27 protein-coding genes and 1 CRISPR repeat array are annotated in these 26,321 nt (G+C 56.4%); of the genes, 15 read left to right on the top strand and 12 right to left on the bottom strand.

Translation table 11 applies throughout. The annotated features are described in order from the left end of the window. Window positions 1-170: 170 nt before the first annotated feature. Window positions 171-1,538, top strand: a complete 1,368-nt coding sequence (locus tag PY793_RS10360; RefSeq protein WP_342803921.1) for a GGDEF domain-containing protein — start codon at window positions 171-173, stop codon at window positions 1,536-1,538. Between the two features lie 326 nt (window positions 1,539-1,864). Continuing rightward, window positions 1,865-2,533 carry an HD-GYP domain-containing protein gene (locus PY793_RS10355; protein WP_275177982.1) on the top strand — a complete coding sequence of 223 codons (669 nt, stop codon included), beginning with the start codon at window positions 1,865-1,867 and terminating at the stop codon, window positions 2,531-2,533. Window positions 2,534-2,570: 37 nt separating this feature from the next. On the opposite strand, the gene hmuQ is transcribed toward PY793_RS10355, so the two are convergent. From hmuQ to PY793_RS10340, 3 genes are read right to left on the bottom strand one after another with little or no spacing between them, the layout of a single operon-like run. Beyond that, on the bottom strand, window positions 2,571-2,891 hold the full coding sequence (gene hmuQ, locus PY793_RS10350) for a heme-degrading protein HmuQ (RefSeq protein WP_275177981.1): 321 nt from the start codon (window positions 2,889-2,891) through the stop codon (window positions 2,571-2,573). 59 nt (window positions 2,892-2,950) lie between these two features. Next, window positions 2,951-3,733 carry a siderophore-interacting protein gene (locus PY793_RS10345; protein ID WP_275177980.1) on the bottom strand — a complete coding sequence of 261 codons (783 nt, stop codon included), beginning with the start codon at window positions 3,731-3,733 and terminating at the stop codon, window positions 2,951-2,953. 46 nt (window positions 3,734-3,779) lie between these two features. Further along, entirely contained in the window at window positions 3,780-4,373 is a 594-nt protein-coding gene (locus PY793_RS10340) for a PadR family transcriptional regulator (RefSeq protein ID WP_275177979.1), read from the bottom strand. A gap of 145 nt (window positions 4,374-4,518) precedes the next feature. On the opposite strand from PY793_RS10340, the gene PY793_RS10335 reads away from it, so the two are divergent. Together PY793_RS10335 and PY793_RS10330 are read left to right on the top strand one after the other, a co-directional pair. After that, a complete protein-coding gene (locus tag PY793_RS10335; RefSeq protein ID WP_275177978.1) occupies window positions 4,519-4,650 on the top strand; it encodes a hypothetical protein in 132 nt (43 codons plus the stop codon). A 96-nt stretch (window positions 4,651-4,746) separates the two neighbouring features. Continuing rightward, window positions 4,747-5,160, top strand: a complete 414-nt coding sequence (locus tag PY793_RS10330) for a CrcB family protein (RefSeq protein WP_275178025.1) — start codon at window positions 4,747-4,749, stop codon at window positions 5,158-5,160. Window positions 5,161-5,308: 148 nt separating this feature from the next. Here PY793_RS10330 and PY793_RS10325 read toward each other — a convergent pair whose 3' ends face one another. Both PY793_RS10325 and proP read right to left on the bottom strand, forming a co-directional pair. Then, window positions 5,309-6,694, bottom strand: coding sequence for a methyl-accepting chemotaxis protein (locus PY793_RS10325; protein ID WP_275177977.1), 1,386 nt, complete (start codon window positions 6,692-6,694; stop codon window positions 5,309-5,311). A 410-nt stretch (window positions 6,695-7,104) separates the two neighbouring features. Beyond that, window positions 7,105-8,574 (bottom strand): glycine betaine/L-proline transporter ProP, encoded by a 1,470-nt coding sequence (gene proP / locus PY793_RS10320; RefSeq protein ID WP_275177976.1) that lies wholly within the window; start codon window positions 8,572-8,574, stop codon window positions 7,105-7,107. A 595-nt stretch (window positions 8,575-9,169) separates the two neighbouring features. Here proP and mgtA point away from each other — a divergent pair. Genes mgtA through PY793_RS10300 form a run of 4 tightly spaced genes read left to right on the top strand, consistent with a single transcriptional unit; the run spans window position 9,170 to window position 14,410 of the window. Further along, window positions 9,170-11,947: a magnesium-translocating P-type ATPase gene (mgtA, locus tag PY793_RS10315; RefSeq protein WP_275177975.1), complete on the top strand. Its 2,778-nt coding sequence runs from the start codon at window positions 9,170-9,172 to the stop codon at window positions 11,945-11,947. A gap of 42 nt (window positions 11,948-11,989) precedes the next feature. Beyond that, window positions 11,990-12,721, top strand: a complete 732-nt coding sequence (locus tag PY793_RS10310; RefSeq protein WP_275177974.1) for an MgtC/SapB family protein — start codon at window positions 11,990-11,992, stop codon at window positions 12,719-12,721. Between the two features lie 19 nt (window positions 12,722-12,740). Beyond that, on the top strand, window positions 12,741-13,793 hold the full coding sequence (locus tag PY793_RS10305) for a sensor histidine kinase (protein ID WP_275177973.1): 1,053 nt from the start codon (window positions 12,741-12,743) through the stop codon (window positions 13,791-13,793). After that, window positions 13,790-14,410: a response regulator transcription factor gene (locus PY793_RS10300; protein ID WP_275177972.1), complete on the top strand. Its 621-nt coding sequence runs from the start codon at window positions 13,790-13,792 to the stop codon at window positions 14,408-14,410. Before PY793_RS10305 ends, PY793_RS10300 begins: the two co-directional genes overlap by 4 nt. Before the next feature lie 62 nt (window positions 14,411-14,472). On the opposite strand, the gene shc is transcribed toward PY793_RS10300, so the two are convergent. After that, entirely contained in the window at window positions 14,473-16,476 is a 2,004-nt protein-coding gene (gene shc / locus PY793_RS10295; protein ID WP_275178024.1) for a squalene--hopene cyclase, read from the bottom strand. A 148-nt stretch (window positions 16,477-16,624) separates the two neighbouring features. Continuing rightward, the gene (locus tag PY793_RS10290; protein WP_275177971.1) at window positions 16,625-17,182 is read right to left on the bottom strand and encodes a TetR/AcrR family transcriptional regulator; all 558 of its coding nucleotides are present in this window, start codon (window positions 17,180-17,182) and stop codon (window positions 16,625-16,627) included. A gap of 38 nt (window positions 17,183-17,220) precedes the next feature. Here PY793_RS10290 and PY793_RS10285 point away from each other — a divergent pair, with 38 nt between their 5' ends. The 5 genes from PY793_RS10285 (at window position 17,221) to PY793_RS10265 (ending at window position 20,884) form a co-directional block, all read left to right on the top strand. Beyond that, window positions 17,221-17,439, top strand: a complete 219-nt coding sequence (locus PY793_RS10285; RefSeq protein ID WP_275177970.1) for a hypothetical protein — start codon at window positions 17,221-17,223, stop codon at window positions 17,437-17,439. A 426-nt stretch (window positions 17,440-17,865) separates the two neighbouring features. After that, entirely contained in the window at window positions 17,866-18,282 is a 417-nt protein-coding gene (locus tag PY793_RS10280) for a YeeE/YedE family protein (protein ID WP_275177969.1), read from the top strand. A 5-nt stretch (window positions 18,283-18,287) separates the two neighbouring features. Beyond that, window positions 18,288-18,743: a YeeE/YedE family protein gene (locus PY793_RS10275; protein WP_275177968.1), complete on the top strand. Its 456-nt coding sequence runs from the start codon at window positions 18,288-18,290 to the stop codon at window positions 18,741-18,743. A gap of 212 nt (window positions 18,744-18,955) precedes the next feature. Next, window positions 18,956-19,564, top strand: a complete 609-nt coding sequence (locus PY793_RS10270) for a hypothetical protein (RefSeq protein WP_275177967.1) — start codon at window positions 18,956-18,958, stop codon at window positions 19,562-19,564. A 3-nt stretch (window positions 19,565-19,567) separates the two neighbouring features. Beyond that, complete coding sequence (locus PY793_RS10265) at window positions 19,568-20,884, top strand: Hsp70 family protein (protein ID WP_275177966.1); 1,317 nt, start codon at window positions 19,568-19,570, stop codon at window positions 20,882-20,884. A gap of 63 nt (window positions 20,885-20,947) precedes the next feature. On the opposite strand, the gene PY793_RS10260 is transcribed toward PY793_RS10265, so the two are convergent. Continuing rightward, window positions 20,948-21,553 (bottom strand): DUF488 domain-containing protein, encoded by a 606-nt coding sequence (locus PY793_RS10260; RefSeq protein WP_275177965.1) that lies wholly within the window; start codon window positions 21,551-21,553, stop codon window positions 20,948-20,950. Between PY793_RS10260 and PY793_RS10255 the strand changes: the two genes are divergently transcribed. Further along, the gene (locus PY793_RS10255; protein WP_275177964.1) at window positions 21,552-21,767 is read left to right on the top strand and encodes a hypervirulence associated TUDOR domain-containing protein; all 216 of its coding nucleotides are present in this window, start codon (window positions 21,552-21,554) and stop codon (window positions 21,765-21,767) included. The two genes, PY793_RS10260 and PY793_RS10255, sit on opposite strands and share 2 nt — an antisense overlap. Window positions 21,768-21,881: 114 nt before the next feature. On the opposite strand, the gene PY793_RS10250 is transcribed toward PY793_RS10255, so the two are convergent. Continuing rightward, window positions 21,882-22,799 carry a LysR family transcriptional regulator gene (locus PY793_RS10250; protein WP_275177963.1) on the bottom strand — a complete coding sequence of 306 codons (918 nt, stop codon included), beginning with the start codon at window positions 22,797-22,799 and terminating at the stop codon, window positions 21,882-21,884. 102 nt (window positions 22,800-22,901) lie between these two features. Here PY793_RS10250 and PY793_RS10245 point away from each other — a divergent pair, with 102 nt between their 5' ends. After that, the gene (locus PY793_RS10245) at window positions 22,902-23,696 is read left to right on the top strand and encodes an NAD(P)H-dependent oxidoreductase (protein ID WP_275177962.1); all 795 of its coding nucleotides are present in this window, start codon (window positions 22,902-22,904) and stop codon (window positions 23,694-23,696) included. Window positions 23,697-23,832: 136 nt separating this feature from the next. Then, window positions 23,833-24,349: direct repeats of the CRISPR family, unit length 29 nt; unit sequence CGGTTCATCCCCGCGCAGGCGGGGAACAC. A 77-nt stretch (window positions 24,350-24,426) separates the two neighbouring features. On the opposite strand, the gene cas2e is transcribed toward PY793_RS10245, so the two are convergent. Genes cas2e through cas6e form a run of 3 tightly spaced genes read right to left on the bottom strand, consistent with a single transcriptional unit; the run spans window position 24,427 to window position 26,320 of the window. Continuing rightward, window positions 24,427-24,708: a type I-E CRISPR-associated endoribonuclease Cas2e gene (cas2e, locus tag PY793_RS10240; protein ID WP_275177961.1), complete on the bottom strand. Its 282-nt coding sequence runs from the start codon at window positions 24,706-24,708 to the stop codon at window positions 24,427-24,429. Then, window positions 24,705-25,634 carry a type I-E CRISPR-associated endonuclease Cas1e gene (cas1e, locus tag PY793_RS10235; RefSeq protein ID WP_275177960.1) on the bottom strand — a complete coding sequence of 310 codons (930 nt, stop codon included), beginning with the start codon at window positions 25,632-25,634 and terminating at the stop codon, window positions 24,705-24,707. Before cas1e ends, cas2e begins: the two co-directional genes overlap by 4 nt. Window positions 25,635-25,648: 14 nt before the next feature. Next, on the bottom strand, window positions 25,649-26,320 hold the full coding sequence (gene cas6e, locus PY793_RS10230) for a type I-E CRISPR-associated protein Cas6/Cse3/CasE (RefSeq protein ID WP_275177959.1): 672 nt from the start codon (window positions 26,318-26,320) through the stop codon (window positions 25,649-25,651). Window position 26,321 lies beyond the last annotated feature (1 nt).

Below are 26,321 nucleotides of genomic sequence, written 5' to 3'. Positions count from 1 at the left end.
ACACACTGGTTGTGATATGCATAAATATCGCAGCCTGTGCTTCGGTATTATAACAGTCGGGTCGTATTCTACGCTGCCGTGTGTCCTCTGGTATGGTTCTTGTTCCGCGTTATTGCCACCCAGTGGCGAAGCATATTTTATATAGTTTTATCAAAAGGTTCCGTTAACATATGTCTCCCGATTTCATAACCTTGTCCCCCCTCGATCAAATGAAGGAGACGATGAACGGGACCCCGGCACATATCCGCGAAATTTTGCGCGACGTTGTCACGACTTCGGGGCAGACCTGCGTGAGCCTGTTTTACTCCGCACTTTTCCATCACGAACGGGCCGCCATTTTTTTGGAAAAGGAAACTGTTGATGTCAAAATGCGACCCCAGTTGCTCGCCTGGATCCAGAGCCTGTTTTTTACCGATGCCGAGCACCTTGAGGAACTGAGCGAATTCCAGTGCCGTATCGGTACGGTCCATGCCCAGCTTGAAATTCCAACCGATATTGTGGTGTACGGAATTTACATTATCAAACAGGCTCTTATTAACAGCATAAAAGCCGCCACATCGGATAAGGACGACACTATTGCCGCCATTATCTACCTGAGCAACATGATGGATTTTGCCTTCAAGTTCATGATCAAGGCTTATGACATCAACTTCCGCAAAAAAGTGGAAAGTGACGAGGCCTTCCGCCTTGTCTCCCTCGGGCACAATATTTCCTACGAAAAAGAAACACAGATCAGCACCTTTTCGGGGTGGAGCACGCAGGCTTTCTATTGTCTGTGCAAGGACCACCCCGAAGACCTGCCCACCATTGCGGAATCCGAATTTGGCCTATGGCTGACCCACAAGGGCATGAGCCTGTTCAAAGGTACGCATGAAGCCCATGAAATCCAGAACAAGGTGCGTGATCTGGACGCCAAGATTACGGTCATTCGCCAAACCGCTACCATTCCGCCCGAATTCCCCACCGAACTCCACAAGGCCATTACCAGCCTGACCTTTTTGATCGGGCGCGTATTCCGGCATCTGGAGGAAGTGGAAAACGGGCGTGACCCCCTGACCAAGGTGTTCAACCGCCGGTTTCTCGATGTGGTCATCCAGAACGAGATCACCTTTGCCCTCACGCACGAAAAACCGTTCAGTCTGGTTATTCTCGACATTGATCATTTCAAAAAAATCAATGATCAGTTCGGTCATCTGATAGGGGATGAAGTGTTGTGCTTTGTCGCCGAAATTATTGCCGTCAACGTACGCGCCAACGACTTTATCTTCCGCTATGGCGGCGAAGAATTCCTGATTGTCCTGACCGAAACCCCGCTGGAGGACGGGCTGAGTTGTGCGGAGCGTATTCGCACCTCGCTGGCCGAACATCCGCTTACGCTCTCCTCCCATGATCAGGTTCAGGTCACCGTCTCGGGTGGTGCCACGACATTTGCGGGCGAAACCAATGCACGCCTGCTGATCCATCAGGCCGATGAGGCCCTCTACAAAGCCAAGAACAACGGTCGCAACCGCATTGTAGCCATGAACCAGAGCCCCTGAAAAAGCCTGATTATATTACGAATATATCAGCATTGCCGCCCACGCTCCTGATTAACAAACAAAAGGAACGGAAGGGTTGGCTACATTCCGCCACAGCGGATTTATGCATAACATATTGAATAAAAACAATTTTATAAACCCAATCCCTCTTTTCTTCCGCACGCCGGACTGCAATTCTCTTCTGGCATTGCAACAGTTGCAGTGCAGACACCCCATGTTTTCTTGGTAATAAACTTTTTTCCGAGTTTACTGCGTATTTTATTGATTCTAAAATCCCTCAACGCAAACTGAATAAATCACATTCAATATCTACGAGTAGACTATGTATGCCTGACTGTACCATCGCCTCCATGTGGGATGCCGGAACGCTTCCTCCTCCATCGCTCTCCCACAAAGAGTTTATTCAGGGTGTAAGCAATATCCAGGACGGGCATGGTCGTCGCGTGGGATTACTGGCTGCGCGGATCAACGAACTGGCGGGACTGGGGCTGGACCAGAATACCATCCAGCTTGCCGGAGAACTGCATGATACAGGCAAGGTGCTGACAGGGCCAGAGATCCTGCACGCGCCGCGCCCGCTGACCCCGGAAGAAAAAAGCGTCATTCGCAAACATCCACTGCTGGGACTTGGCGTGCTGCAATGGTACGAGCACGACTTCCCGCGCGAAGTCATGGATGCAACCCTGCTCCACCATGAACGGTGGGATGGCACAGGCTACCCACTCGGGCTTAAAGGTGCGCATATTCCGCTCTGGGTACAGGTCATATCCGTGGCAGATACCATTGACGCATGCCTGTCCAAGCGCAACTACAAGCACTCATGGACACCCGAAGCAGTCAAAAAAATTCTGCAACAGGAAGCCGGGCGCGCGTTTGAACCCAAGCTTGCCCTTTTATGCGCCACACATCTGGATGACCTGCTGGCAGTCTGGAATGCTGATTATGCGTGGGAAAAACTGGGGGACGAAATCCCCGACGGCCAGCATTCAAACTAACCCCCCACCCACCGGGCCGGGGGAGCCCTCCCCCTGTTCAGGCTGTTACGTTCTGTAGCACCGTAAAACCTTCAAACACTGGTGGGCCTGCGGTCAGGGCACGCCCCTGCCCTGCTCCGGCATGAGCCTGCCGAAACTGCTCGGACTGGGTCCAGCCTACAAATGCATCGTATGATGCCCATACGGTATGGGAGGCATAGAGCCTGCCGCCTTCCTTTTCCGGACCTTGCAGAAACTGGAAACTGACAAAACCGGGAACGCTCTGCAAGAACACCTCGCGCTCCAGCCAGCGCTGGCAAAAGGCTTCCTCATTTTCAGGCGTAACCAGAAAACGGTTCATGGCAATATATTGAGGCATGGTCTGTCTGTTCCTTTTCATACGGATAGCCGGGTGGCCTGCAAGCAACGCCCCGTCTCTTAAAAATCTGCCATATCCCGCACGGCAGCATTCTCCTGCCCCATAATCCAGTACCCTGCGACCTTCATCCACCGGGCTGGCACGCAGCGTTCTTTCAGCAGGTATTGCCGCACAGCCCGGGCCACATGAGCCTCCGCCCCAACCCAGACAAAAGTGCCCGGCGCAATGCTCACCTCACCAAGCGCGGCCACAAGCGCCTGCGCCTGATCCGCCTGAGCCATGGGCCGGTGTACCCAGTGCGCATCATGGCTGGCAGCCGTTGCAAAGTTCTGTTCATCTTCCGGCCCGGGCACAGCCACAACGGTTGTTACTGTTACGGGCGCGGGTAATTCCTCTACCCTGCGAGCAATGGCTGGTAAAGCCGTCTCATCCCCCACAAGAAGCCACTGCGCCACGGTGCCCGCAATAACGCGCGACCCTTTTGGCCCGCCAATATCCAGCGGCGCCCCCACACGGGCCGCACGCGCCCACGTTACGGCTGGACCGGCCTGATGGTTGACAAAGTCCAGCACAAGCGTTGCCTCCTCCTGGCTGTAACGGCGCGGTGTGTAGTCCCTGCGTACCTCCACGCCATCGGCTCCGGGCAAAAAGACTTTAACATGGTCATCGGCAGACGCACTGGTAAAATCAGTCAGATCCGGCCCGGTCAGTGTGATACGGATCGTATGGGGTGTCAGGTAATCCACCGCCGCCACGCTCAGGCTGCGCCTGCGCATTGGATGCCGCACGGTCTCATAGACGGGAGCGGGTGGCCATGCCTGCTCCTGTATCAGATTTTGCATAGCTGTCTGGTCCATGGGTTGGATGTGGGTGAAGCTTCAAAGGAGCTTATGTCTGGTCAATGGCACGGGCGGCCCCGTCCAGCAGGGAGGCTATCTGTTCGGCTTCCTGCGGGGTTAAGCCACCGTTGCGCAGCTTCAGGCGTAGAGCGGTTTTCAGGTTTTCCATCGCACGCACTACGGACACCGGTGTATTGCACCGCCCGCCCTGCTCTGGCGTGTCCGCGCTGGCGGCACGGGCAAGAATTGCGTGCAGATCAGCGCCATTGGCAGACAGATAGACCTCCCCTTCGGAGGTGATGTGGTACGTCTTGCGCCCATTTTGCTCCACAGGGCGGATATGCCCAGCCTCCTCCAGCCATGTCAGTGTGGGGTAAATCACACCGGGGCTTGGCGTATAACTGCCTGCAAACTTGTCCTCTATGGTTTTGATAAGCTCGTACCCGTAGGTCGGATTCTGTCCGATCAGGCTCAGCACAAGCAGACGCATCTCCCCGTAATCGAACAGTCTGTGGCGGCCACCCCGCCGCCCGCCGCCACCCCGTCCGTGGTGGCGACCATGCCCTGCCAGGTCGGACCGACCTTCAGGAGCGAATAACTGATGGCAGTAGCGACCGCCTGCGTGTCTGTTTTTGTGTTCCATGACTCCGATATACATCCCGATATATCGAAAGTAAAGATATATCGGGATGTATTTTCAAAGCCCCGCCTCCCGCGCCAGCAGACGGGATTGACTTGGAGAACGTGTTTTATTCATACTTAACCACGGTAATGGACTCTGTCGGATTTTGCCCCACCAAAATCAAACCGCCCTGCTGGCTGATGATTCCTACCCCGCAACACCATGCGTGAGGGAGGAATATGCCCAGAACCATGCCCGCCTACACGGCTTGCCTCCACCGGACATACGCACCCCCTGACACCACAGCCGGAATGGTGGACCTGCTGGCCCATGCCACATGGCCAGTCCTGACCCCACCATTGATCAGCACAGAACCACAGACACAGAGCTTTCCATGTTGACCAACATTCTACCCTCTCTCCTTATCGGTCTCGCCGGGGCGGCTGGCACGCTGCTGCGCTACTGGGTAGGGCTCGCAACCCTGCGCTGGAATCAGGTTCTGCCGTGGGGGACCATTGCCATTAATGTATCCGGTTCGTTTGCCATTGCTTTTTTTGGCACCCTAACCGCAGCAGGTGGCCGCCTGCCCGTATCCGAAACCGGAAGGCTGGTGTTTATGGTGGGGTTATGCGGGGGGTACACCACGTTTTCGGCCTTCAGCCTGCAAACGCTTGACCTGCTCAAAAGCGGTGCGCCGGGCCGCGCACTTCTTAATATCGGCCTGTCCGTAGGGTTGTGCATGCTCAGTGTGAGCGCAGGCTACGTTGCAGCACAAACCCTAAACACCGCAAATGGGGGCGAAAACTGACGGGCGTATCCAAGCCCGGCTTGCAGGCAGGGCAAAAATGCCTCGGAATTATCCGCTGCAAGCCGTGCCTGCTGGGCCTGCGCATACTTCTTGCCTGTACCCGCAGGGCTCAGCCGGATCACGCCCGGGGCTCAAAGCCCGGGCTGGACTATGCGCTTATCTTCTGAAGAAGGCGCTTTGAACGGGACGGGGCCGTTTCGTCCCATGCAAGCTGAGGCGGCCTGCGTGAGGACGAAGCGGACATTACGAAACGCTGAAGCGTTTGAGACAGGGTTTTTGTCTCTCCGGTCAGATTATGGCTGGCCGCCGTTGTTTCTTCCACCATTGCCGCGTTCTGCTGGGTTACGCGATCCATATCCCCAATAGACAATGTAATTTCCGAGAGGCTGCTCGCCTGATGCTGGGTCGCAACGGAAATTTTCTCAATTCTTTCAGCGATACCCTGAGTGCTGCTGGCAAACTCGCTCAGGTAGGAGCTTGTTGTCTGCACAAGCGTCACTCCCTTGGAGACCTGATCAGACGCGACAGTGACCAGTTTTTTAATCTCATTGGCTGATGTAGCCGCCTGTTCGGACAGAGAACGGACTTCCTGCGCCACAACAGCAAAACCGCGTCCGGCATTACCCGCTCTGGCGGCCTCAACCCCGGCATTGAGCGCCAGCACATTTGTCTGAAACGCGATATTGTCCATCACGGAGATAATTTCACCAATCGCATCGGACGACGCCTTGATACCATCCATGGATTTCGTCGTTTCTACCATTGCCGTCGTCGCAAGGTTGACCTTTTCCAGTGTCTGGCGGGTTTCCTCTGTTGTATCCTTGCAGGCATGCGCGGTCGTTTGCACCCCGTCAGTAATGGTCCTGACCGCTATCGCGGCCTGAGCCAGATTGGCTGCCTGCTTTTCAGTGCGCTTTGCAAGATCGTCAGAAGCCGTGGAAATCTCACTCGCGCTGCTGGCGATCAGATCCGAGCTTTTGGCCACGGTTTTAAGCGCTTCATTCAGACCCTGCATTGACTGGTTGAAAGCCTCACGCAAAGGCGCGAACTCGCCGTCAAACGCATTGTTGGAAATCTGCTGACTGACATCCCCCTGAGCCATCTCGTTCAATGCAACGCCCAGCACTGAAATGACTTCTCTGGTCTGCCGGTCACGGTTCTGGCTACGTTCAAAAGAATCCTTGATTTCGTCAGACATTTTTTCCTGCTGCTCGCGCGCCGTCTTCTGCTCTTTGACATTGCTGGCAAAGGACACCATGATTCGTGCAAGCCTGCCGGTACAGTCCTTGTTATTATAATATGGAATCGTGCTGGATATAATTCCCTTGCCCAGTTCCTCACCGACGTTCACCAGCTGTTCTGTCGGCAGGATGACTGAACGTTCCAGAACGTGCCAGACAGCCAGGGCCTCCAGCTGGCTGAACACGAACAACGCCACCGTAATGTACAGCATATGCAGAGCGGTCGCATCCATGAAGTATGCAAGGATTATCAATGCGATCTGAAGAACCGGGTAAGACTCCTGAAACAGCATGACCGCATGAATTTTGCTGCGAACAGGAGCATCTTTATACAAATACTGTAACATTGTTATTACCATTTTAGATGAATTATTTAACAACTGGATATAATACTAAAAATAAAAAAATATGCAAGTCAGGTACAGCGCCCCATTAAGTTCCACTTATTATACCCAACGTAAAATACCTAAAGAATCAGAGTTAAAAACCATCCGAATTCAAGGCGGTATAGCGCAAATAGAACGACAGACCGTTGCGCGGAGTTTCCTGCCATAGCCGCTACCTGTCATACCCCCGGCTCGACCGGAATGCTCGACTACTTTGCCCCATTTTCAGAATACCGGAAGATCACCGGTACAGAGGCGAATTTCAGGCACCAACAGGGGCCAGATCGTCCTTCTGGCCCGCCGCAACCGTACATCCGTCAAGAATTGTCTGTCTGGGACAGCGGGGGTAATTTTGGATCTACAGTCAAAGGCCTGTTCCCTTTCATGAAGGCTTTAAGTTCATCTTCGGTTCCAACAGCAGGGGGGGAACCGCGCAAAGGTAAGCGTGCCGTTTCCTTCACGGTCAGCATGGTCAGAATTCCCACGACTGCTGCCCCCATCAGATAGTAGGCAGGGATCATCAAATTCTCGGTTCGCCGTATAAGCCATGCCGTTATTAAAGGTGTAGTCCCCCCAAAAATTGAAACTGACAGATTAAATGCCAGAGACAATGCCGTGTATCTGACGGGCGTATAGAACAAGGCTGGCAATGTAGCAGGCATCGAACTGGTAAAGCACACCAGAGATACGCCCAGAAGCATCAGCCCCAGAAAAATCAGCCAGTCATTATTGCTCTGTATCAACCACAAACTGGGTATCGCCAGAAACAAAAGAGCAAGGCAGGCCCCAATAATCATTGGCCGCCGCCCCAACCGGTCACTAAACAGCCCGCCTACGACGTTCAGGGGCATCATGACCAGCATTACCAGAATAATGAGCAGCAGACCCTTCGTTTCCGGGTAGCCCAGCGTCACACTCAGGTAGCTCGGCATGTATGTCAGGACCATGTAGTACGTCACATTAAAAACCAGAACCAGCCCCATGCATTTGGCGAGCTGTCTCCAATGAACGGTAAACAGGTCGCGCCAGCCGGGCTTATCATTTTCACGCGTCTCGGCTTCTTTTGAGTAATTCTGGAACGCTGGCGTTTCTTCCAGCTTGTTCCGCATATAAAGACCCAGAAGCCCTAACGGCCCGGCGACCAGAAAGGGAATACGCCACCCCCAGACGGTCATCTGACTTTCTGTAAGTGCTAATTGCAGAGCTGTTACGGCACCCGCTCCGGCGACATACCCGCCTAGCGTTCCGAACTCCATCCAGCTCCCCATAAATCCACGCTTTTTATCTGTGGAATACTCAGCTATAAAAGTGGCCGCCCCACCATATTCTCCACCTGTCGAAAAACCCTGGATCATACGCGCAAGCAGCAGAAGTGCAGGCGCCCAGATGCCAATACTGCCATAGGATGGAATAAGCCCGATACAGAACGTGCTGGACGCCATCATAACCATGGTAACGGCCAAAATTTTCTGGCGGCCATATTTATCACCCAGAGGGCCAAAAATCATACCCCCCAACGGGCGCACCAGAAAAGCCACGGTAAAGGTCGCAAAAGTGGCGATCAGCTGCACGGCGGCATCGGCAGATGGAAAAAAGACCTGACCAAGTACAACAGCAATATAGCCGTAAACACCAAAGTCGAACCATTCCATAGCATTGCCTAGTGCGGCAGCTCCAACAGCGCGTTTGAGCATATCACCATCGACAATGGTGATATCCTCTGCGTTGATATGTTTGCGCCGTTTGAACCAGCCAAAGTGAGCATGTTTCGAATCAGAATCTAACATAAGACTATTATCCCTTTTCCGGCATAATATCATTTATCGCCAGATTAGTATAGATCAATAATATTTTGTGGAAAATAAGAAAATCTCAATACAATATAAGTTTGATGATTTTATTACCGTTCATTCTATTTTCCTCCATCGATCTATGCGAGCGATACTGGTCAGTTCACCCTTCATGTGCATTTTCAAACCCTGTGAACACGCAAATTTTTCCCTGTCGCGCGGAGATCGCAGGGGCGCGCCACGGGCAGGGCACAAGGATATGGGGCTGTCTGACGACCTCAAAAAAATGCTCCGCTTTTGCAGCCTGCCCCGGAAAAACCGTAACACCGGAAGGTCAATTATACTTTCGTATATTTTTGATATACTCATTACCCCCTGCAACAAGGCAATAATATCTTGCGATATTATCATTTATCAGGAAAATGATACCTGTTTCCACGCAATCCCAGTTTGGAAATTTTTTACGTATTTTCTGTGCCCAGCCCGGCGATTGCGCACGGCAAGCATGGTGGTGGCCAATACCGCTACCATGCCTGCCGCGTTTTTCTTGTTTCGCGCGGTGCCCCGACACTTGCCAGGGGGAGTGTTCATCATGAACGGCTTCAAGAATATTCTACAGTTTCTGTTCAGCCTGTTTCTGAAACAGCGTCATACACAGCGTTATTTTCGACGCCAGAAAATACTCGAAAGCCTGAACAGGCTGGGAACCGGCAACAGACAGGCATCGTTGCAGTACGATTCCAGAAAGATGAGCCAGATCGCAACCGACGATGTTCCGGCTGCGATCACACGCCTGCATTCGTGTGAGGACGGGCTGACAAATGCCGAGGCGGCAGACCGCCGGGAACGTTTTGGCCCCAACGAAGTGGAACACGAAAAACCACTGCCAGCCTGGCGGCACCTGTGGCATTGCTACAGCAACCCGTTCAACCTGCTGCTTACAACGCTCGCCCTTATCTCCGTACTGACGCAGGACCTGACGGCGGCCACGGTCATCGGCACGATGGTGGCGCTGAGCACCCTGCTGCGTTTTGTGCAGGAAGGACGTTCCAACCGGGCAGCCGAACGGCTAAAATCCATGGTCAGCAACACCGCGACCGTCATCCGGCGTCACGCGCTTGATGCAGAGGCCATCAACGCGCGTTATGCTGGCGAGCATCTGCATGTGGCGCGTTCAGCCGTTCCGGTTGAACTGCCAATCCGCGACCTTGTGCCCGGCGATCACGTCATTCTGTCCGCGGGTGACATGATCCCCGCAGATTGCAGGGTGCTGACAGCCAAGGATCTGTTTGTCTCCCAGAGCGCCATGACTGGCGAAGCGCTGCCGGTAGAAAAATTTGCTGAAATTGACAAGCCTTTTACATCCATTTTCGAAACACCCAACCTCGTCTTCATGGGGACCAACGTCATTTCCGGTTCTGCGACCGCGCTCGTCGTCGCAACGGGCCAGAATACCTGCTTTGGTGCGCTGTCTGCGCGTGTTTCGGAGGCAGACCGTACCCCTACGGCGTTCGAGGCAGGTGTAAACGGTGTCAGCTGGCTGCTGATCCGCTTTGCTCTTGTTATGGCACCGGTAGTACTGTTCCTCAACGGATTGACAAAGGGGGACTGGCTCGACGCATCCCTGTTTGCGCTCTCGGTCGCGGTTGGGCTGACGCCGGAAATGTTGCCGATGATCGTAACCTCGACCCTGGCCAGAGGCGCGGTCACACTTTCGCGCAGGAAAGTCATTGTCAAACGTCTGGACGCAATACAGAACTTTGGTGCAATGAACATCCTCTGCACCGACAAAACCGGAACAATCACGCAAGACAAGATTGCACTGGCACGCCACACCGATGCGTTTGGCACACCCTCCGAGGCTGTGTTGCGTTACGCCTGGCTCAACAGCTTTTACCAGACCGGACTCAAGAACCTGCTGGACCGTGCGGTGCTGGAACATGTCGCGCTGGACCATGAAGCGCCTGAAGCCCGGAACTGGCACAAGATTGATGAAATTCCGTTTGATTTCGAACGTCGGCGCATGTCGGTTATCGTGTCGGAAGGAAGCAATCCTCCTTTGCTGATCTGCAAGGGAGCGGTGGAGGAAATGCTGGCTGCCTGCACATGGATTGCGGACACTGAGAGTGCGGATGTGCGCCGCCTTGATGACAGGATGCTGGAAAAACTGCACACCGTCACGCAGGACCTGAACCGGCAGGGGCTGCGCGTGGTCGCTGTTGCAACGCGTGAGATGCCTGCTGCGCAGTCTGTCTATTCGGTAAAGGATGAGACGGAGCTGACACTGGTAGGTTATATCGCCTTTCTCGATCCACCGAAGGAAACAACAGCGCCCGCCCTGCGGGCGTTGGCGGAGCACGGTGTGGAAGTCAAAATCCTGACAGGCGACAGCGAACTTGTTACGGCGCAGGTCTGCGCGCAGGTCGGGTTTGGGCATGCACATTTCCTGACCGGCCCGCAGATCGACACCATGAGCGAAACCGTACTGGCAGGTGCGGTCAGCACACATCAGATTTTCGCCCGCCTTACCCCTCAGCACAAGGAGCGGATCGTTCATGCACTGCGCAATGGCGGCCATGTCGTGGGCTTCATGGGGGATGGTATCAACGATGCGGCGGCCCTGCGCGCGGCAGATATCGGTATCTCGGTCGATACGGGTGTGGATATTGCAAAGGAAGCAGCGGACATTATCCTGCTGGAAAAAAGCCTGATGGTGCTCGAAGAAGGTGTGCTCGAAGGGCGCAGGACTTTCTGTAACATGCTCAAATATATCCGCATGACGGCCAGTTCGAACTTCGGCAATGTTTTCTCGGTTCTGGTTGGCAGTGCGTTTCTGCCCTTCCTGCCGATGATGCCGCTGCAATTACTGGTGCAGAACCTGCTCTACGATCTCTCGCAGACCGCCATTCCGTTCGATAGCGTGGACCGCGCCCTGATCGCACAACCACTGAAATGGAACCCACGGGATATAGGCCGGTTCATGATTTTCTTCGGTCCCGCCAGCTCGGTTTTTGACATCGCGACATTTATCGTCATGTGGCATGTCTTTGGTGCGAATAGCGAAGCCAACCAGTCCCTGTTCCAGTCCGGCTGGTTTGTGGAAGGATTGCTGACACAGACACTGATCGTCCACATGATCCGCACGCCACAGCGCCCCTTCATTGACAGCCGGGCTGCATGGCCACTGATGCTCATGACCGTGCTGATCGCTGCTGTTGGCATCGCTCTGCCGATCAGCCCTCTGGGTGGATATTTTGGATTCCAGCCGCTGCCACTCAGCTATTATCCTTGGCTGGCCGGTATGATTCTGGGGTATGCATTCCTGACGTCCCTGATGAAAAAAATCTATATCCGCCAATTCGGCTGGTAAGAAGCCACATGGACGAACCCTGTCTTCCTCTGGAGTCATGATTTGACCCTTGATCTTCATTTCAGCAGCCTGTCATCGCTTGCGACCACACTCATCGAGCTTTTGACAGCCTTTGCCCTCGGCGCCCTGATCGGCGTCGAGCGCCAGCTTCGCCAGCGTACTGCAGGGTTGCGAACAAATACGCTGGTTTCTGTTGGTGCGGCCATCTTTGTCATATTGGGCGCACGCCTGTTCGAAATTGACCACGGATCGCAAACACCCATCACAATCGTTGCCTATGTCGTCTCGGGGATCGGTTTTCTGGGTGCTGGCGCGATCATGAAAGAAGGCGCCAGTGTCTCCGGTCTGAACACTGCGGCAACACTCTGGGGGTCGGGCGCGGTCGGGGCCTGCGCTGGCGCTGGCTTTCTGGGTGAAGCATTACTTGCCACGCTCTTCGTCCTTGCCAGCAATACGCTGCTGCGTCCGCTGGTGAACGGGATCAACAGGCGTCCGTTCAGCGAGGAGAGCAGTGAGGCTCTGTATGTGGTTTACGTAATCTGCACCCGCAACCTGAATGTGGACATACGGGAAAATATTCTCGAAATCCTTGACGATACCGGCTTCCCCGTCCGCCAGATGGACACTCACCTTCTGGGGTCGGACGAAATGGAGATCGAGTTGACGCTCTTCCCCACCTCGGTCAACGTCGAAGAACTGGATGCTGCGGTTGAGAAGGTGGAAACTCTGCCTGGCGTGCGGCAGGCTTTCTGGAATGCCCGCGACGAGACGTGATGCAAAAGGGAGGAAACACATGGCAATGCAGCTTCGCAGCGGGCTCAGGCTGGTTCTTCTTGCAGGGATCATGGCCACGCTGTTCATAGTGGACACCGTTACGAATTACGAAGTTGCAGCCGCAGTTTTCTATGCAATCGTTATCCTGACTGCGGCACCATTCCTGATGCACCGGACACTCATCCTGCTTGCAGCACTCTGCATTGCATTGACCGCCCTGAGCTTTGCGCTGACACCCAAAGGGAACCTTACCATCGGTCTGGCCAATATGAGCGTCAGCATCATAGCCATTATCATGACCACCTGGCTGATCCTCAAAATGGACGCGGCCCGCCAGGAAGCGCAGGATGCACAGGCCCGGCTGATGCGGGTGGCACGGATCAAAAGCCTTGAGGGACTCACCACCTCCATTGCGCACGAAATCAACCAGCCACTGGCCGCAATCGTTACAAGCGGCAATGCATGCAGCCATTGGCTGGCGCACGACCCTCCCAATCTTGACCGCGCCAGACAGGCGCTTGAACGGATCGTGCATGATGCAGGCCGGGCCAGTACCATTGTCGCCCGCGTCCGCAGCCTGAGCAGAGGTGAAGCACCCCACAAAACCGTTTTTATCCTCAATGACGCGGTTCAGGAGATCATTGGTGTCTCCCGCGGAGAAATTGAACGCCACGGGATTACACTGGAACTGGAACTTCCGCCCGGCCTGCCTCCAGTCCACGCTGATCGGGTGCAGATACAGCAGGTCATCGGCAATCTTCTTCTCAACGCCATTGAAGCCATTCTCTCCAGCACAAATCCTGTGCGCACGATCCATATGGCATCGGATATGAGAGGCAGCATGCTCCGGCTTTGCGTTCGCGATTCCGGTGTTGGTATTCCCGTGGGTATTCGTAACCATCTGTTCGAAACATTCTGGACCACCAAGGAAGACGGCATGGGAATCGGGCTGAGCATCAGCCGTACACTTGTGGAGGCCAATGGTGGGCATATCTCGGCAGAACCGGTAGAGCCGTGGGGGGCACTCTTCTGTTTTACGGTGCCCGCTGCACAGCAGGAACAACACCCATGACCGACGACTGTGTGGTGTACGTGATTGACGACGACAGCTCCGTCCGCGCAGCGCTGGAGGACCTCCTGGCATCGGTCGGGATAAGGGTTCTGGCTTTTGAGACCACTACGGCATTCCTCACGCATGGAATGGTGGACATACCGGGCTGCCTTGTGCTGGACGTGCGTATGCCCGGTCAGAGTGGGATTGACTTCCATCGCAGCATGACCGGGCTCGGAATTAACCTGCCAGTCATATTCATCACCGGTCATGGTGATATTTCAATGGGTGTGGAAGCGATCAAACACGGGGCGATCGAGTTCCTGACCAAGCCGTTCAACGACCAGACCCTTCTGGATGCGATCCAGAATGGAATCAGCATGGACCAGGACCGCCGCCGCACCAAGGCCCAGAGCATGGCCCTGCAGGCCCTCTGGTCCTCACTCTCGGCAGGAGAGCAGGAGGTTGCACGTCTGGTCGTGCGCGGGTTGCTGAACAAGCAGATCGCCGCTGAACTGAATGTCAGTGAGATCACCGTCAAGATCCGTCGCGCTCAGGTCATGCGCAAGATGGATGCCCAGACTCTGCCTGATCTGGTCAGGCTGACAGAAAAACTCGCACTCAGCAGCTTATTTTAATACCATTCCAAAAGGGGCCTGCCCGGCCCGCTCATGGCGAACAGGGCAGGGCATAGACGTAATTACTGGCCCACGGGCATAATACGTGCAGCCCGGCTGAGCGCCATAAGCGGAAAAAACTGGCGATACAGGTCATAGCGCAGCATGAATGCGCGGGAGAGTTCGGCCCCCTGCTGCAACCGTTTGGCCACTGCCGGGTCATCAAGCCTGATGGTCTGCCCCACGCCATAACCGGGAAAGCCGGTGCCGGTAAATTCTTCTTCCGTCCAGCTTCCGTCGGCTTCCTGCCGGTCGATCAGGTAGCGGCAGCCACGTGCAATGGCAGGATGGTCCTGCACACGGTTGGCGGCAATCAGCCCCATAAGCGCCCATGCCGTTTGCGAAGGTGTGGTCGTACCCCGCCCGATGGCAGAAACATCCATATAAGACGCACAACTTTCGCCCCAACCGCCATCTTCCTGCTGGTGTGCGATCAGCCAGTCGCACGCACGGGTAATGTACGGCTGGGTCATATCCTCCCCGATGGCGGCAAGGGCGGGCAGCACCGCACCGGTGCCGTACAGGTAGTTCACACCCCAGCGCCCGAACCATGCGCCCGATGCCTCCTGCTCGGCACGGATATACGCAAGCCCACGCTGGAGAGCAGGAGTCTGGCGGGGCACACCCAGCAGACCAAAAGCTTCCAGCACATGGGCGGTCACATCGACCGAAGGCGGGTCGAGGGCTTCGCCAAAATCACAGAACGGGATTTTGGAAAGCAGTCTGCGGTTATTGTCCTTGTCAAACGCGCCCCAGCCGCCACAACTGCTCTGCATGGCGATCAGCCAGTTCACGCCCCGGGTAATGGCCTCCTCAACACCTTTTTTCTTCCATTCCTCCCGGTTGCGGCAGGCGGAAAGGGCAATCAGGGCCACGGCTGTATCGTCCGTATCAGGGTAGCGGTCATTTGCGTATTCAAACGCCCAGCCACCCGGCTCCACATCCGGTAGCTTGATCGACCAGTCCCCCTTAACACGCACCTGCCGCGCAAGCAGCCAGTCCAGCGCCTTGTCCATCTGTGGGGTGTAGCGGTCTTCTGCATTGGCATCATGCAGGGCCATCAGGGCCAGCATTGTATCCCATACGGGGCTGTTGGTGGCCTGCACCCACGAGGCATCCCCCTGATCACGCCGCCAGCCCGGATCATCCAGCGCGGCCAGAGCCTTGGCCATAACCGGATGGTGGAACTGGTAGTCCTCCCCGTGCAGCGCCATAAGGCCGTACACCCAGGGGGGCTGAATCCCGCCCCACCCACCATCCGCATCCTGATGACGGATAATCCATTCCAGCATGTGGCGGATGGCCGCCTCACGTACCGTATTGTGTTTGAGAAACCTGCTCTGGAGCCAGTGCAGACCCCTGTCTGTGGTGCGAAAAAAGCTTGACCACAAATCCACCCCTTCCTTTTTGGGCAGAACGTAATCAAACGTCTCACGCCCCTGGGGGAAAAGCGCATCCAGCCGGTCCTGCGGGCGTAGGGGGCGACTTGGCCTACGGGCGGAAAGAATGGCCAGCGGCACCAGCGTCGCCCTCGCCCATTGTGCAAAATTATAGATGGAAAAAACAAATTTGTCCGGGAACCAGATTACCTCTGGCGGAAGGTTGGGGGTCTGCTCCCACGGCCATTCGCCAATCAGCGCCAGCCAGTAGCGGGTAAACACGCGCACATTGCGCAAGCCCCCCATACGCATGATCCACGCACACGCCTTGCTCAGTTCGGGCGTATCAGCCGCATAACCGAGCGAGCGCAGGGCGGCGTAGGCTTCCACCGTTGCATTAATATCGCCATTACCCGCACCCCAGTATGTGCCCCATGACCCATCCTCACGCTGCATGTGCAGCAGGGCTTTGCCAAGACGGGGGCGCAGGGGGTGATCCTCCAGCCCGAGGTACCACAGGGCCAGGCACCATTCCGCCTCCATGGAGGCATTGGAGGCCACAGGCCCCACCCAATGCCCATCGGCTTTCTGCTCCCCTATCAGCCAGTCACAGGCCGCCGCCACGGTGTGGGCCAGACTGTTGCCCATGCCCGTAAACGGCACAGGAGTGACACAGGAGGGAGTGGGAGGAACTGGAGCAGACACGGCCGCCTTCACTTTCGAGGGGTGAGAAATCGTATTCATTGGTGGTAACCCGAACACACTATACAAAATTCAGTCATGCAAGGCCCAGCGCTTATGCGGGACTGACCTCCATGGGTAAAGCCAGTTTCTGAATATCCGCAAAAATGCTGGTCCATTCTGCATCCTTCATATCGACAAAACCGAGACTTCTTAGAAAAAAAGCGCCTTCAGCAGCAAAAATCATTGTGCGTATCTGCCGCGCTTCCACGGTATGGTCCTGCCCCAGCCCCAGCCAGCGCGCATACCACGCCTTGATCGGGGCCAGATGCCGGGGGGACTGGAGCAATGTCACCAGCATACCCACCATGCGCGCACGGGCTGCATCATCTATGCGGGCGCAAGCCTGTACATACGCACGGGCAAGGCTGGCAGGCCCTGCCGCGGCACTGCGGCAACGCGCCACATGAGTATCAAACACCAGAATCCAGCGTTCAATCAGGGCGGCTATCAGATCATCCTTGCTGCCAAAACAGTATTGCAGGCCGCCTTTGGTAATCCCGGCCTCACGCGCCACGGCATCCAGCGTAAGGGCGGTTGCGCCATTGCGCTGCACAAGATGCTCGGCACAGGCCAGCACTTTTTCGCGGTCTATGGTTCTGGGGCGGGCCATACCTTTGAAATACCCTCAACTGGTTTAATTCCGTCCAGATGGAATTAAACCAGAGCACATCCATTTTCAACCCCCCCGCCACGCAGGAGCATCTGCCCCGCAACACCATTCCCTGCACATTCGTATTGACACCCCGCCCCATCCCGCCCAACGCGCAAGCCGCGTTGTGGAGCACAATAACCACAGGCGTAACGGAACGGGCCACACGGACAAACATACAGGCAGGACACACATCTTCCACCAAGATGGCCCGGTGAGGCCGGGCACACAAACGGCTCCATCCATTGACCATCTTTTCAGGAGTGCTAGTCTGAACGGATACACTGCACCAGCCTATCTGGCTGGTTATAAAAAAGAAGAACGGCCATGTATTGCACTCTATTTTTTGGAAATCGATGTTGGCTTTTCCATCATGCATGACAGTTTTTCCCCGAACAGATATTTTTAAATAATTCCAATATATGAAAGATTATTTGCCGTGACTGAAGCGCAGTTCGTCAGTGCCTCCGTGTCCGAAAGCTCTGGCCACTTCTGGCCCCAGAGCCAGACGCCATGACCTGCCTCCACCGAACCATGAGCCTGTCTGACATAAACGCCACGGAGCGGGCATCCTTCGGCCTGCATAACAGTTTTGAGAACAGGGATGCCCCAGTCGCACCCCTTGGACAATCGAGGAGACAAGCATGAGCGCAGCATGGCTGGCAGCATTGGGTGGTGGCGTGCTGATTGGCACGGCCGCCGTATTGCTTATGGCGTTTGAAGGCCACATTCTGGGGGTTAGCGGCATACTGGGCAACGCCTTGCGCCACCCGACCAGCCACTGGCGCTGGGCCGCCTTGGCCGGGCTGGTTACCACTGGCGTAATAGCCCGCATGGCGGGAGCGGCCGTACCGGAACAGTTCGCCCAGACTGGCTGGTTACGCCTTGCTGTTTCCGGCCTGCTGATTGGTCTGGGCACCGCGCTGGCCAATGGCTGCACCAGCGGGCACGGTGTTTGCGGGCTAGGAAACAGGTCTGGCCGATCCCTTGTGGCAGTTACCATTTTTATGGGGGTTGCCATAGCCACGGTCTTTATATCCCGACTGGAAGGATGGGCATGATGCACATGGCCATTACGTTTTTTTGCGGCCTGCTGTTTGGCTGCGGCCTGTGGATTTCCGGCATGGCCAACCCGGCCAATGTTCTGGGTTTTCTGGATGTGGCGGGGCATTGGAACCCCATTCTGGCGGGTGTTCTGGGGGGGGCGGTTGCCGTAACCCTGCCCGGCTTCTGGCTGTTGCGCCGCAAAGGGCGGGATGCCAGCGGGCAGGCACTCCACTGGCCATCGCGCTGGCCACCCGATAAAGGACTGGTGATCGGGTCTACGCTGTTTGGCATGGGCTGGGGGTTAAGTGGGGTCTGTCCCGGCCCGGCTCTGGTTCTGCTTGGGCTGGATGGCGCAAAGGCTGTGCTCCTGATCACCTGCATTGCACTGGGCTGGCTGGGAGGAAAACTGGCGTGGGAGCGCCTGTACAGGCCAGCAGCACCGGCAGACACGCACGGAAAAAACACATCATCTTAACCACACAGCCCGTTTGACCTGCGCTTATGTGGAGGCAAACGGGCTGGTTTGCAAGTAGTCATCTATTAACAGCCGCCAACCAAGACCAAGACCCTGCCCTTGCAAAATAGCCTGTAACAGCAGGGAATAATTACCAAACACCATGGATTTTTTGGTACGGGCTGCTGGCCGGGCAGAAAGGTATTTTTCTGGCGCTGGCGGGACTTGTTATTGTGCTGCTGCCCCTCCTGTTTTTTCTGCCCGATACGGTGCTACCGGCCCGCAGTTCCAACCCGCAGACTGGTTGTGCCGCCCCGGCTGCTTCTGCCCCTATGTGGGCTTTGCTGGCCGTATTGTTTTATACCGGAGGCAGTCTGGCCGTCTGGTCCTTTACCCAGCGCATTGGCCTTTCTGTTGGTCTGGCTCCTGCCTCTTTTGGAGTTTTGTCAGCCGTTGCCAATATTGCGGGGCTTGTGGTCTGCCTTGCTACGGTGCTGCAAAGCCGCAGGCATATAACCAGCCCTATGCTTGTGTCCGCCCTTGTGCTGACCAGCGGTGTTTGCGTGGTACAGGCCTGCCCCCCCACGCCCTGGCTGTTCTGCGCAGCCTTTGTCTTGAACTACGCGGCATGGTTCTTTGTGTATCCCGGCCTTATGGGCCTGACCTGCCTTGTGGACCCAACAGGCAAACTGGCCTCCCGCGCTGGAGGTGCATGGATGTTCTCCCAAGCTGCAACAACGCTCTTTGCAAGTGCCACCCAAACACACGGGCTTTACCTGTGGACCGGTCTGTTCAGCCTTACCCTGTGCCTTTGCGCCGCCCTGGCCACCCTGCGCATATAGGGCATGGACAAGCAGGGAAGCGGGTTCTATTTTCCGCTGGTCATGACCTCCTTACCCTCCCCCACCCGCATCGGCATTGATTTTGGCACAACCAACAGTGTTATTGTCATTGCGCGCCCCGACCGTACAATCCAGACCATCCGCTTTGCCACACCTGATGGTTCCCCTTCGGAAACATGCCGCACATTGCTGGCTTTATGGCAGGATATGGAAGGTGGGCAGCGCGTGCGCCACCGCGCAGTCGGTGCGCATGCCATTGAAGCGCATCTGGATGACCCGGCCGAGACACGGCTGATCATGTCCATGAAATCCTATCTCGCACAGGCCAGCTTTCGCGAGACACAGGTTTTTGGCCAGCGCCTGACGCTTGAAAGCCTGATCGCCACCTTTTTGCAAGAACTCATGGCCCTTGGTGGCCTGTCCCCCGCCCGGTGCCATGTTACGGTGGGCCGACCTGTGCATTTTGTGGGTGACAATGCCGATGATGCTCTGGGAGAAACCCGGTTACGGGCCGCCTTTGCCCAGGCAGGCTTTGCCGATGTTACGGTAATGATGGAGCCAGAGGCCGCGGGCTGGCGCTTCATGCAGCGCCTGGACCAGCCCGCAACAGTTCTGGTCGGAGATTTTGGTGGCGGTACAAGCGATTTTTCTGTCGTACGTTTTGACCCCAGAGGCCATACCGCAACACAGCCACTGGGCCATGCAGGTGTTGGGCTGGCGGGAGACCAGTTTGATTTCCGTATCATAGACAACGTGGTGGCCCCCTATCTTGGGCGGGACTGCACCTTCCGCATCATGGGGGGGGAGCCTCTCCCCGTGCCGGTTGAATGGTACCACGCACTGGCGCGCTGGCACCGGCTCTCGCTCATGCGCACACCGCGTATTCTTAACGAAATTGAAGACGTAGCGCGCACAGCGACCGAACCGCAGAAACTGAAAAACCTGATCGAACTCATTCGCGAACAACGCGGGCAGGAACTCTACAACGCCGTATCAGCCACCAAGCGTGCACTTTCCACCCACACATCAGCAGAACTGCATTTTGCGCAGCCGGGGCTGGATATTCACGCAACCATACGGCGTGAGGATTTTGACCGCTGGATCGCGCCCGACATCGCAAGGCTGGATGCAGGCATAGAGGCCGCGTTAAAGGAAGCCTCCCTGCTCCCCGGGCAGATCGACCGTGTGTTCCTGACCGGTGGCACATCGTTTGTACCTGCGGTACGCGCCCTGTTTACCTCCCGCTTTGGTGCCGAGAAGGTGGAACTGGGCGGAGAGTTTGTCTCGGTTGCCGAGGGGCTGGCTCTGGCAGCGGCGTAAGGGGGCTTTCTTCGGCCTCCACCAGCACCTCTGGAAGCCGGGCCGCACTGGCATGGAAAATATTTACGTGGGCGCTTGAGCACTTTCATCCTGCGGATACGTAATACCGTGGTTATCTTCAACCACCGCCGCCTCTGTCAAACCTGCCGGAACAACGTGCGACATGGACAGAATATGAAAAACCTTGACCCCATTGGCCAGAAGATAATCCGTGATAATGCGCCTGTGGCAGCGCCACCAGAGCACTTCCGCGCACATGATCGCAACAACGGCGTGTGTCCCTGCCTCGATAAGCTGGGTCAGACCATGGTGAAAATCCTCTCCCAGAGCATAATCCGCATAATTATGAAAACTCTGCACGCGCCAGAACGCATTCGTGTTCACTGGCACTGTCTTTGACCTTGGGCGGCGTCCCCCAAGTTCTGGAAAATGACGATACCCTATTCCACAGGCTGCCAGTTCAGGCAGAAGATTCGTCCCGTCATACTCACGGTTACGACGAGAGTAAGGAAAAGCCCTTACATCTGCGACCAGCGTTACCTCATAATGGCGCAGGAGCGCCATAAAATCATCCAGCGACAGTGTCGAATGTCCAATGGTGTAAAAGGGGTTGGAAACGGATATACTCGGCTCTCTTTTATGATTCATGCTGGATTTGGAGTTTTTCATGCCATCACAGTCCTTCAAAATCGGAGATATCGTATCCTGGAACTCGGAAGCCGGGCACGTCAGCGGACAGATCAGAGCCGTCCATTTTACCCCTTTCATGGTCAATGGCTATCAACATCACGCGACACCGACAGAACCACAATACGAAATTGAGAGCCTTAAAACCGGCCACATAGCATTCCATAAAAGTGCTGCCCTGAACATCGAAAACTGAATAAAGCGACAGACCTGCACGGCACGCAGCCCCAACACTTCAGACCCTGATGGCAAGGCATGCCCCATAGCCGGACGGCAGGCTGCGCGGGCATGACACGCCAGCGCAGCACAGTCATCGGCTGATACCGGGAATGTCTCTGGCCCGCGCGGCAAGAAACTCCGTGCAAAGCCTTACCCGTGTCAGATTTGTCCGCTCCGGTGCGATCAGCATGCTCAGCGGCGACGCCGGGAGTGTGTACTCCGGCAGAACCCGCTCCAGACGGCCATCACGTAGGCAATCTTCCACCAGCCAGCGATGGGCCGGACCAAAGCCCCGACCAGCCAGAAACGCATCGCGCGCCGCCAGACCATGGTCAACAATCAGACGACCATAAAACGGCACAACATGGTCCCGACCTTCGGCATCCTGCAAAAGCAGCCGCTCCGAGCCATGCACGCGCGACATCCGCACGCCCTCAAGGTCATGCAGGTCCTCCAGCCGCCGCACCGGGCCATGGCGCTTCAGCCATGCGGGCGAGGCAACCAGCATACGCTGACTTGCGCCCAGAGAGCGCAGCTTCATCGTGCAATCAGTCAGAGGGCCGAGACGAATGGCAATATCGACGCCATCGCGCACCAGATCAATGCGTTCGTCCGTCAACCCGAATTCAATCCTTATGCCGGGGTTCTGGTCCTGAAATTCGTAAAGGAGACGACTGATATACAACACCCCCAGTGCACCGGTGCAGGAAATCCGCACTGTTCCGGCTGTCGCCTGCCGCGTATCGCGCATCTCCTGACTGGCCTGTTCGACAAGAGAGAGAATTTGCACGCAGTGCGCGTAATAACGCGCTCCTTCGTCCGTCAGCGCCGTGCGGCGTGTTGTCCGCGTCAGTAAAGAGACGCCCAGAGCCTCTTCCAGCTCACGCAGATGCCGCGTGACCGTCGATTGCCCCACGCCGGTTTCGCGGGCAACCGCCGCCAGATTCCCCCGTTCAGCGATACGCACAAAAGTTCGCATTCGCTCCAATGAAACCAGAGATTGTTCCATTTTTTGGCATTATACCTTCCGCTCGCCTCGTATGGGAGAAGAATAGCTTATCGCCTACTCTGAACGGAATACGCATTCTACTGACAACAGCAAGGTCCACCCATGAATATCCTGATCGTCTTCGCCCATCCCGAACGGCACTCCCTCAACGGTGCCCTGCTCGACGTTGCAGTGACCACATTGCAGGCACAGGGCCACGAGGTCAGGGTTTCCGACCTCTACGCCATGGACTGGAAAGCAACTGTTGATCGGTCTGATTTTCCGGATATCGCTACAAGCGAACGCCTGAAAGTGGCCTCCGCATCGTCGCGCGAGTTCGCCCAAGGCGGGCTGACGGACGATGTAACGGCCGAACAGGACAAACTGCGCTGGGCCGATACGGTTATTTTCCAGTTTCCGCTCTGGTGGTTCGCCATGCCCGCAATCCTCAAGGGCTGGGTGGACCGTGTTTATGCCTGCGGTTTTGCCTATGGCGTTGGTGAGCACAGCGACCGCCGCTGGGGCGACCGTTACGGCGAGGGGACAATGGCGGGCAAGCGCGCCATGCTGATCGTCACCGCCGGGGGCTGGCCCGAGCATTACTCCGCCCGCGGGATCAACGGTCCGATAGAGGACCTGCTGTTTCCCATCAATCATGGCATCCTGTTTTATCCGGGTTTTACCGTTCTGCCGCCATTTGTGGCCTATAGGGTGGACCGGCTGGACAACGCGGGTTTTACCACATTGGCAGACCAGCTCCGCGAACGGCTGCTGACACTGGCCACAACAGCGCCAATCCCTTACCGCCAACAAAATGGTGGCGATTATCAGATCCCGACAATGGAACTGAAGACAGGCCTGGAAGCACCCGGCACTGTCGGCTTTGACCTGCATGTGGCAATAACGCCACCGGAATAACCACAGAAGAATGTATGACGGCAACCCGCCGGGGCTGGAGAGACTGACGCTGTAGCTCCAGCATAGAACAGCCCCAAAGCTGGATATTCAGCCTGATACTCTGTCAAAACGTTATCGCCCGGCCACCTACAAGACGCGGTTCATCCCCGCGCAGGCGGGGAACACGCTGTCGATGTTGCGAGCGTCGGCCCGGCCCACGGTTCATCCCCGCGCAGGCGGGGAACACTCGTCGCCAAGACGCCAGAGGAGTTGCAGTCGCGGTTCATCCCCGCGCAGGCGGGGAACACAGTCAGGAATACCTTGCTCCATGTCATCCTCCCGGTTCATCCCCGCGCAGGCGGGGAACACCAGTCCCGCCAGTACCTGAAGGTGGTCAACAACGGTTCATCCCCGCGCAGGCGGGGAACACTCGGAGTGGCTACCTCCTGCCATGACGCAAGGCGGTTCATCCCCGCGCAGGCGGGGAACACTGCTTGTCGGCATTCATTCCGGCGTTGCAAACCGGTTCATCCCCGCGCAGGCGGGGAACACGGCATAATAGGTGCCAATCATGGTTTTATTACCGGTTCATCCCCGCGCAGGCGGGGAACACAATGCCCGTTTGTCTGCTGGACGCTCTAACCGCGGTTCATCCCCGCGCAGGCGGGGAACACTCTTCGTGGAAGCTATTGATTTAAAAATATTTTTACCTTGTCAAAGATCCCACCGGCCAAAAAAGAGCTTTTCAGGTCTACTTTTCTGGAAGGAAGCTTACAAGCTTCAGGCCATCAAAATCAACGGGCATGCGGCGGTTGCGACCGAAAGTAAGAAAGTCATAACCCTGATCCGTTGGGGCCTTCCACACCATAACTGCATCTCCTGCTTCCAGCCCTTCCGTCACCTGTCGCCAGATCATTTCACGCGTGCGCGCTGAATAATCGCCGACATAGACACCCGCCCTCACTTCGACCAGCCAGGCCGCGAGCCTGCCGCGCAGGCGTGGTGGCGCATTGGTAACAACCACAACCATCATCCCCGGTGGCCCGCATCGCCAGACTGATCTTCATCAAAAGCAGGAAGGATAGCCTCCGGTGGTGGCTCGGGCCGAAGAATGTCTCCTGCAGAAAGTACTTCCTCAATCGTGGGAATAATACGCCCAAGAAGGCCCGTCCGGCGGAACATATCACGGCAAGCCAGACGCACGGCCCGGTCTGGCCCCATGTCCATGCGACCTTTTGCAGCCTGTCCGGCAATACGGAACGCCTCGGGCACAACAGTTTCGAGCTTGAACAGATCCGCAATATCATAAACAAATGACAGAGGCTTACCTGTATGGAGAAACCCGATGGCCGGAGCATAGCCCGCGGCCAGAACGGCAGCTTCCGACAACCCATGCAGACAGGCCGTTGCAGCAGAAAGGCAGCGATTGGGAATATCGCCCGCCTCCCAGTCTTTCGGATCATAGAGACGCCGCTTCCACGGCACGCCGTACTGCTTGGCCAGAAGCGCGTAGCTTTCCCGCACACGCACACCCTCGATGCCACGCAACTGTTCGATAGACCGGCGGGCTGGCGGTTCCTCATTAAACCGCATAGCATACATTTTCCGCACGACGCGCAGCCGGGCTGCGTCATCAAGCGCAATCCGGGCCTGCCAGAGGAGTTTGTCCGAGCGCGCGCCCCCTGGCTGTCCTGCCGAATAGAGCCGCACACCCGCTTCCCCCACCCAGATGATGAGGGTACCGGTGCGAGCCGCAAAGGAAACCGCCGCGTGAGAAATACGGGCACCCGGCTCCAGCATGATCCCGGCAATGCCACCAATGGGAATCTGGGTGCGTGTTCCATCGGCATTGACAGCCACAAAGGCGCCATCAAGCACATCCAGACGTGCCTTCTCGACAAAGATCAGCGAGGCGCGGTCTTTCAGCGGTATGAGTTTCGGCGGCGCAAGACCGGGCATCCCGCTCCCTTTGTTCATCGCGCTCGCCGGATCAGCATCAGACCGCATCCGAACGATTTTGCCCGCCCGAATCCCTGTTCCAGATGCATGAGAAAAAGTGCAGGGTCGGTAATTTCGAGAGACCCCGAAAGATCGAGAATCCCGAGTTTCATCGCGTTGCGGTGCAATGCACCCGGACGTGGCAGCGACACTTGCCGATAATCCTCCGCAACTGCGGCAACCACCCTGAAACCGCTCTTTTCTCCCTGCCGTTCCATCCACGCCTGCCCAGCCGAAGAAGCAATTTCCATACGCTGCCCCGCACGCTCCTTCTGCCCCAGAGCGTCGATGGGCGCTTTGACAACGTCTTCGCGTTTGCCACCCCGCTTCATCCGGGTAGCATTGGCGCGGAGCCGGAAATCAAGACATTCACCCACTGCGAGGTCCGGCGCGTATGGCTTGATCTGATGCGGCTGGAAAAGATCGCTCTCACACGGCGGACGCGCTGAGAGAGTGAGAAAACTCCCGTCACGCTCCTCCCGCCAAAGGAAATCCCGTTTTCTGTCCTCGCTATCGGCAAATACCGACCAGAGCAGATGATGCTGTGCAGACACACGCTCCCCAACCCCTGAGGGTTGAAGCAGTGCAGCCAGCGCCCGTGCCGAAGGATTGCGGGCCAACCGGAGATGACTGAAATAGAGTGCCATG

It is taken from the genome of Acetobacter fabarum (assembly GCF_029069195.1).
GTDB lineage: Bacteria > Pseudomonadota > Alphaproteobacteria > Acetobacterales > Acetobacteraceae > Acetobacter > Acetobacter fabarum_A.
Note: the sequence above shows the minus strand (reverse complement) of the source record. Positions and strands in the feature narration are given on the sequence as shown.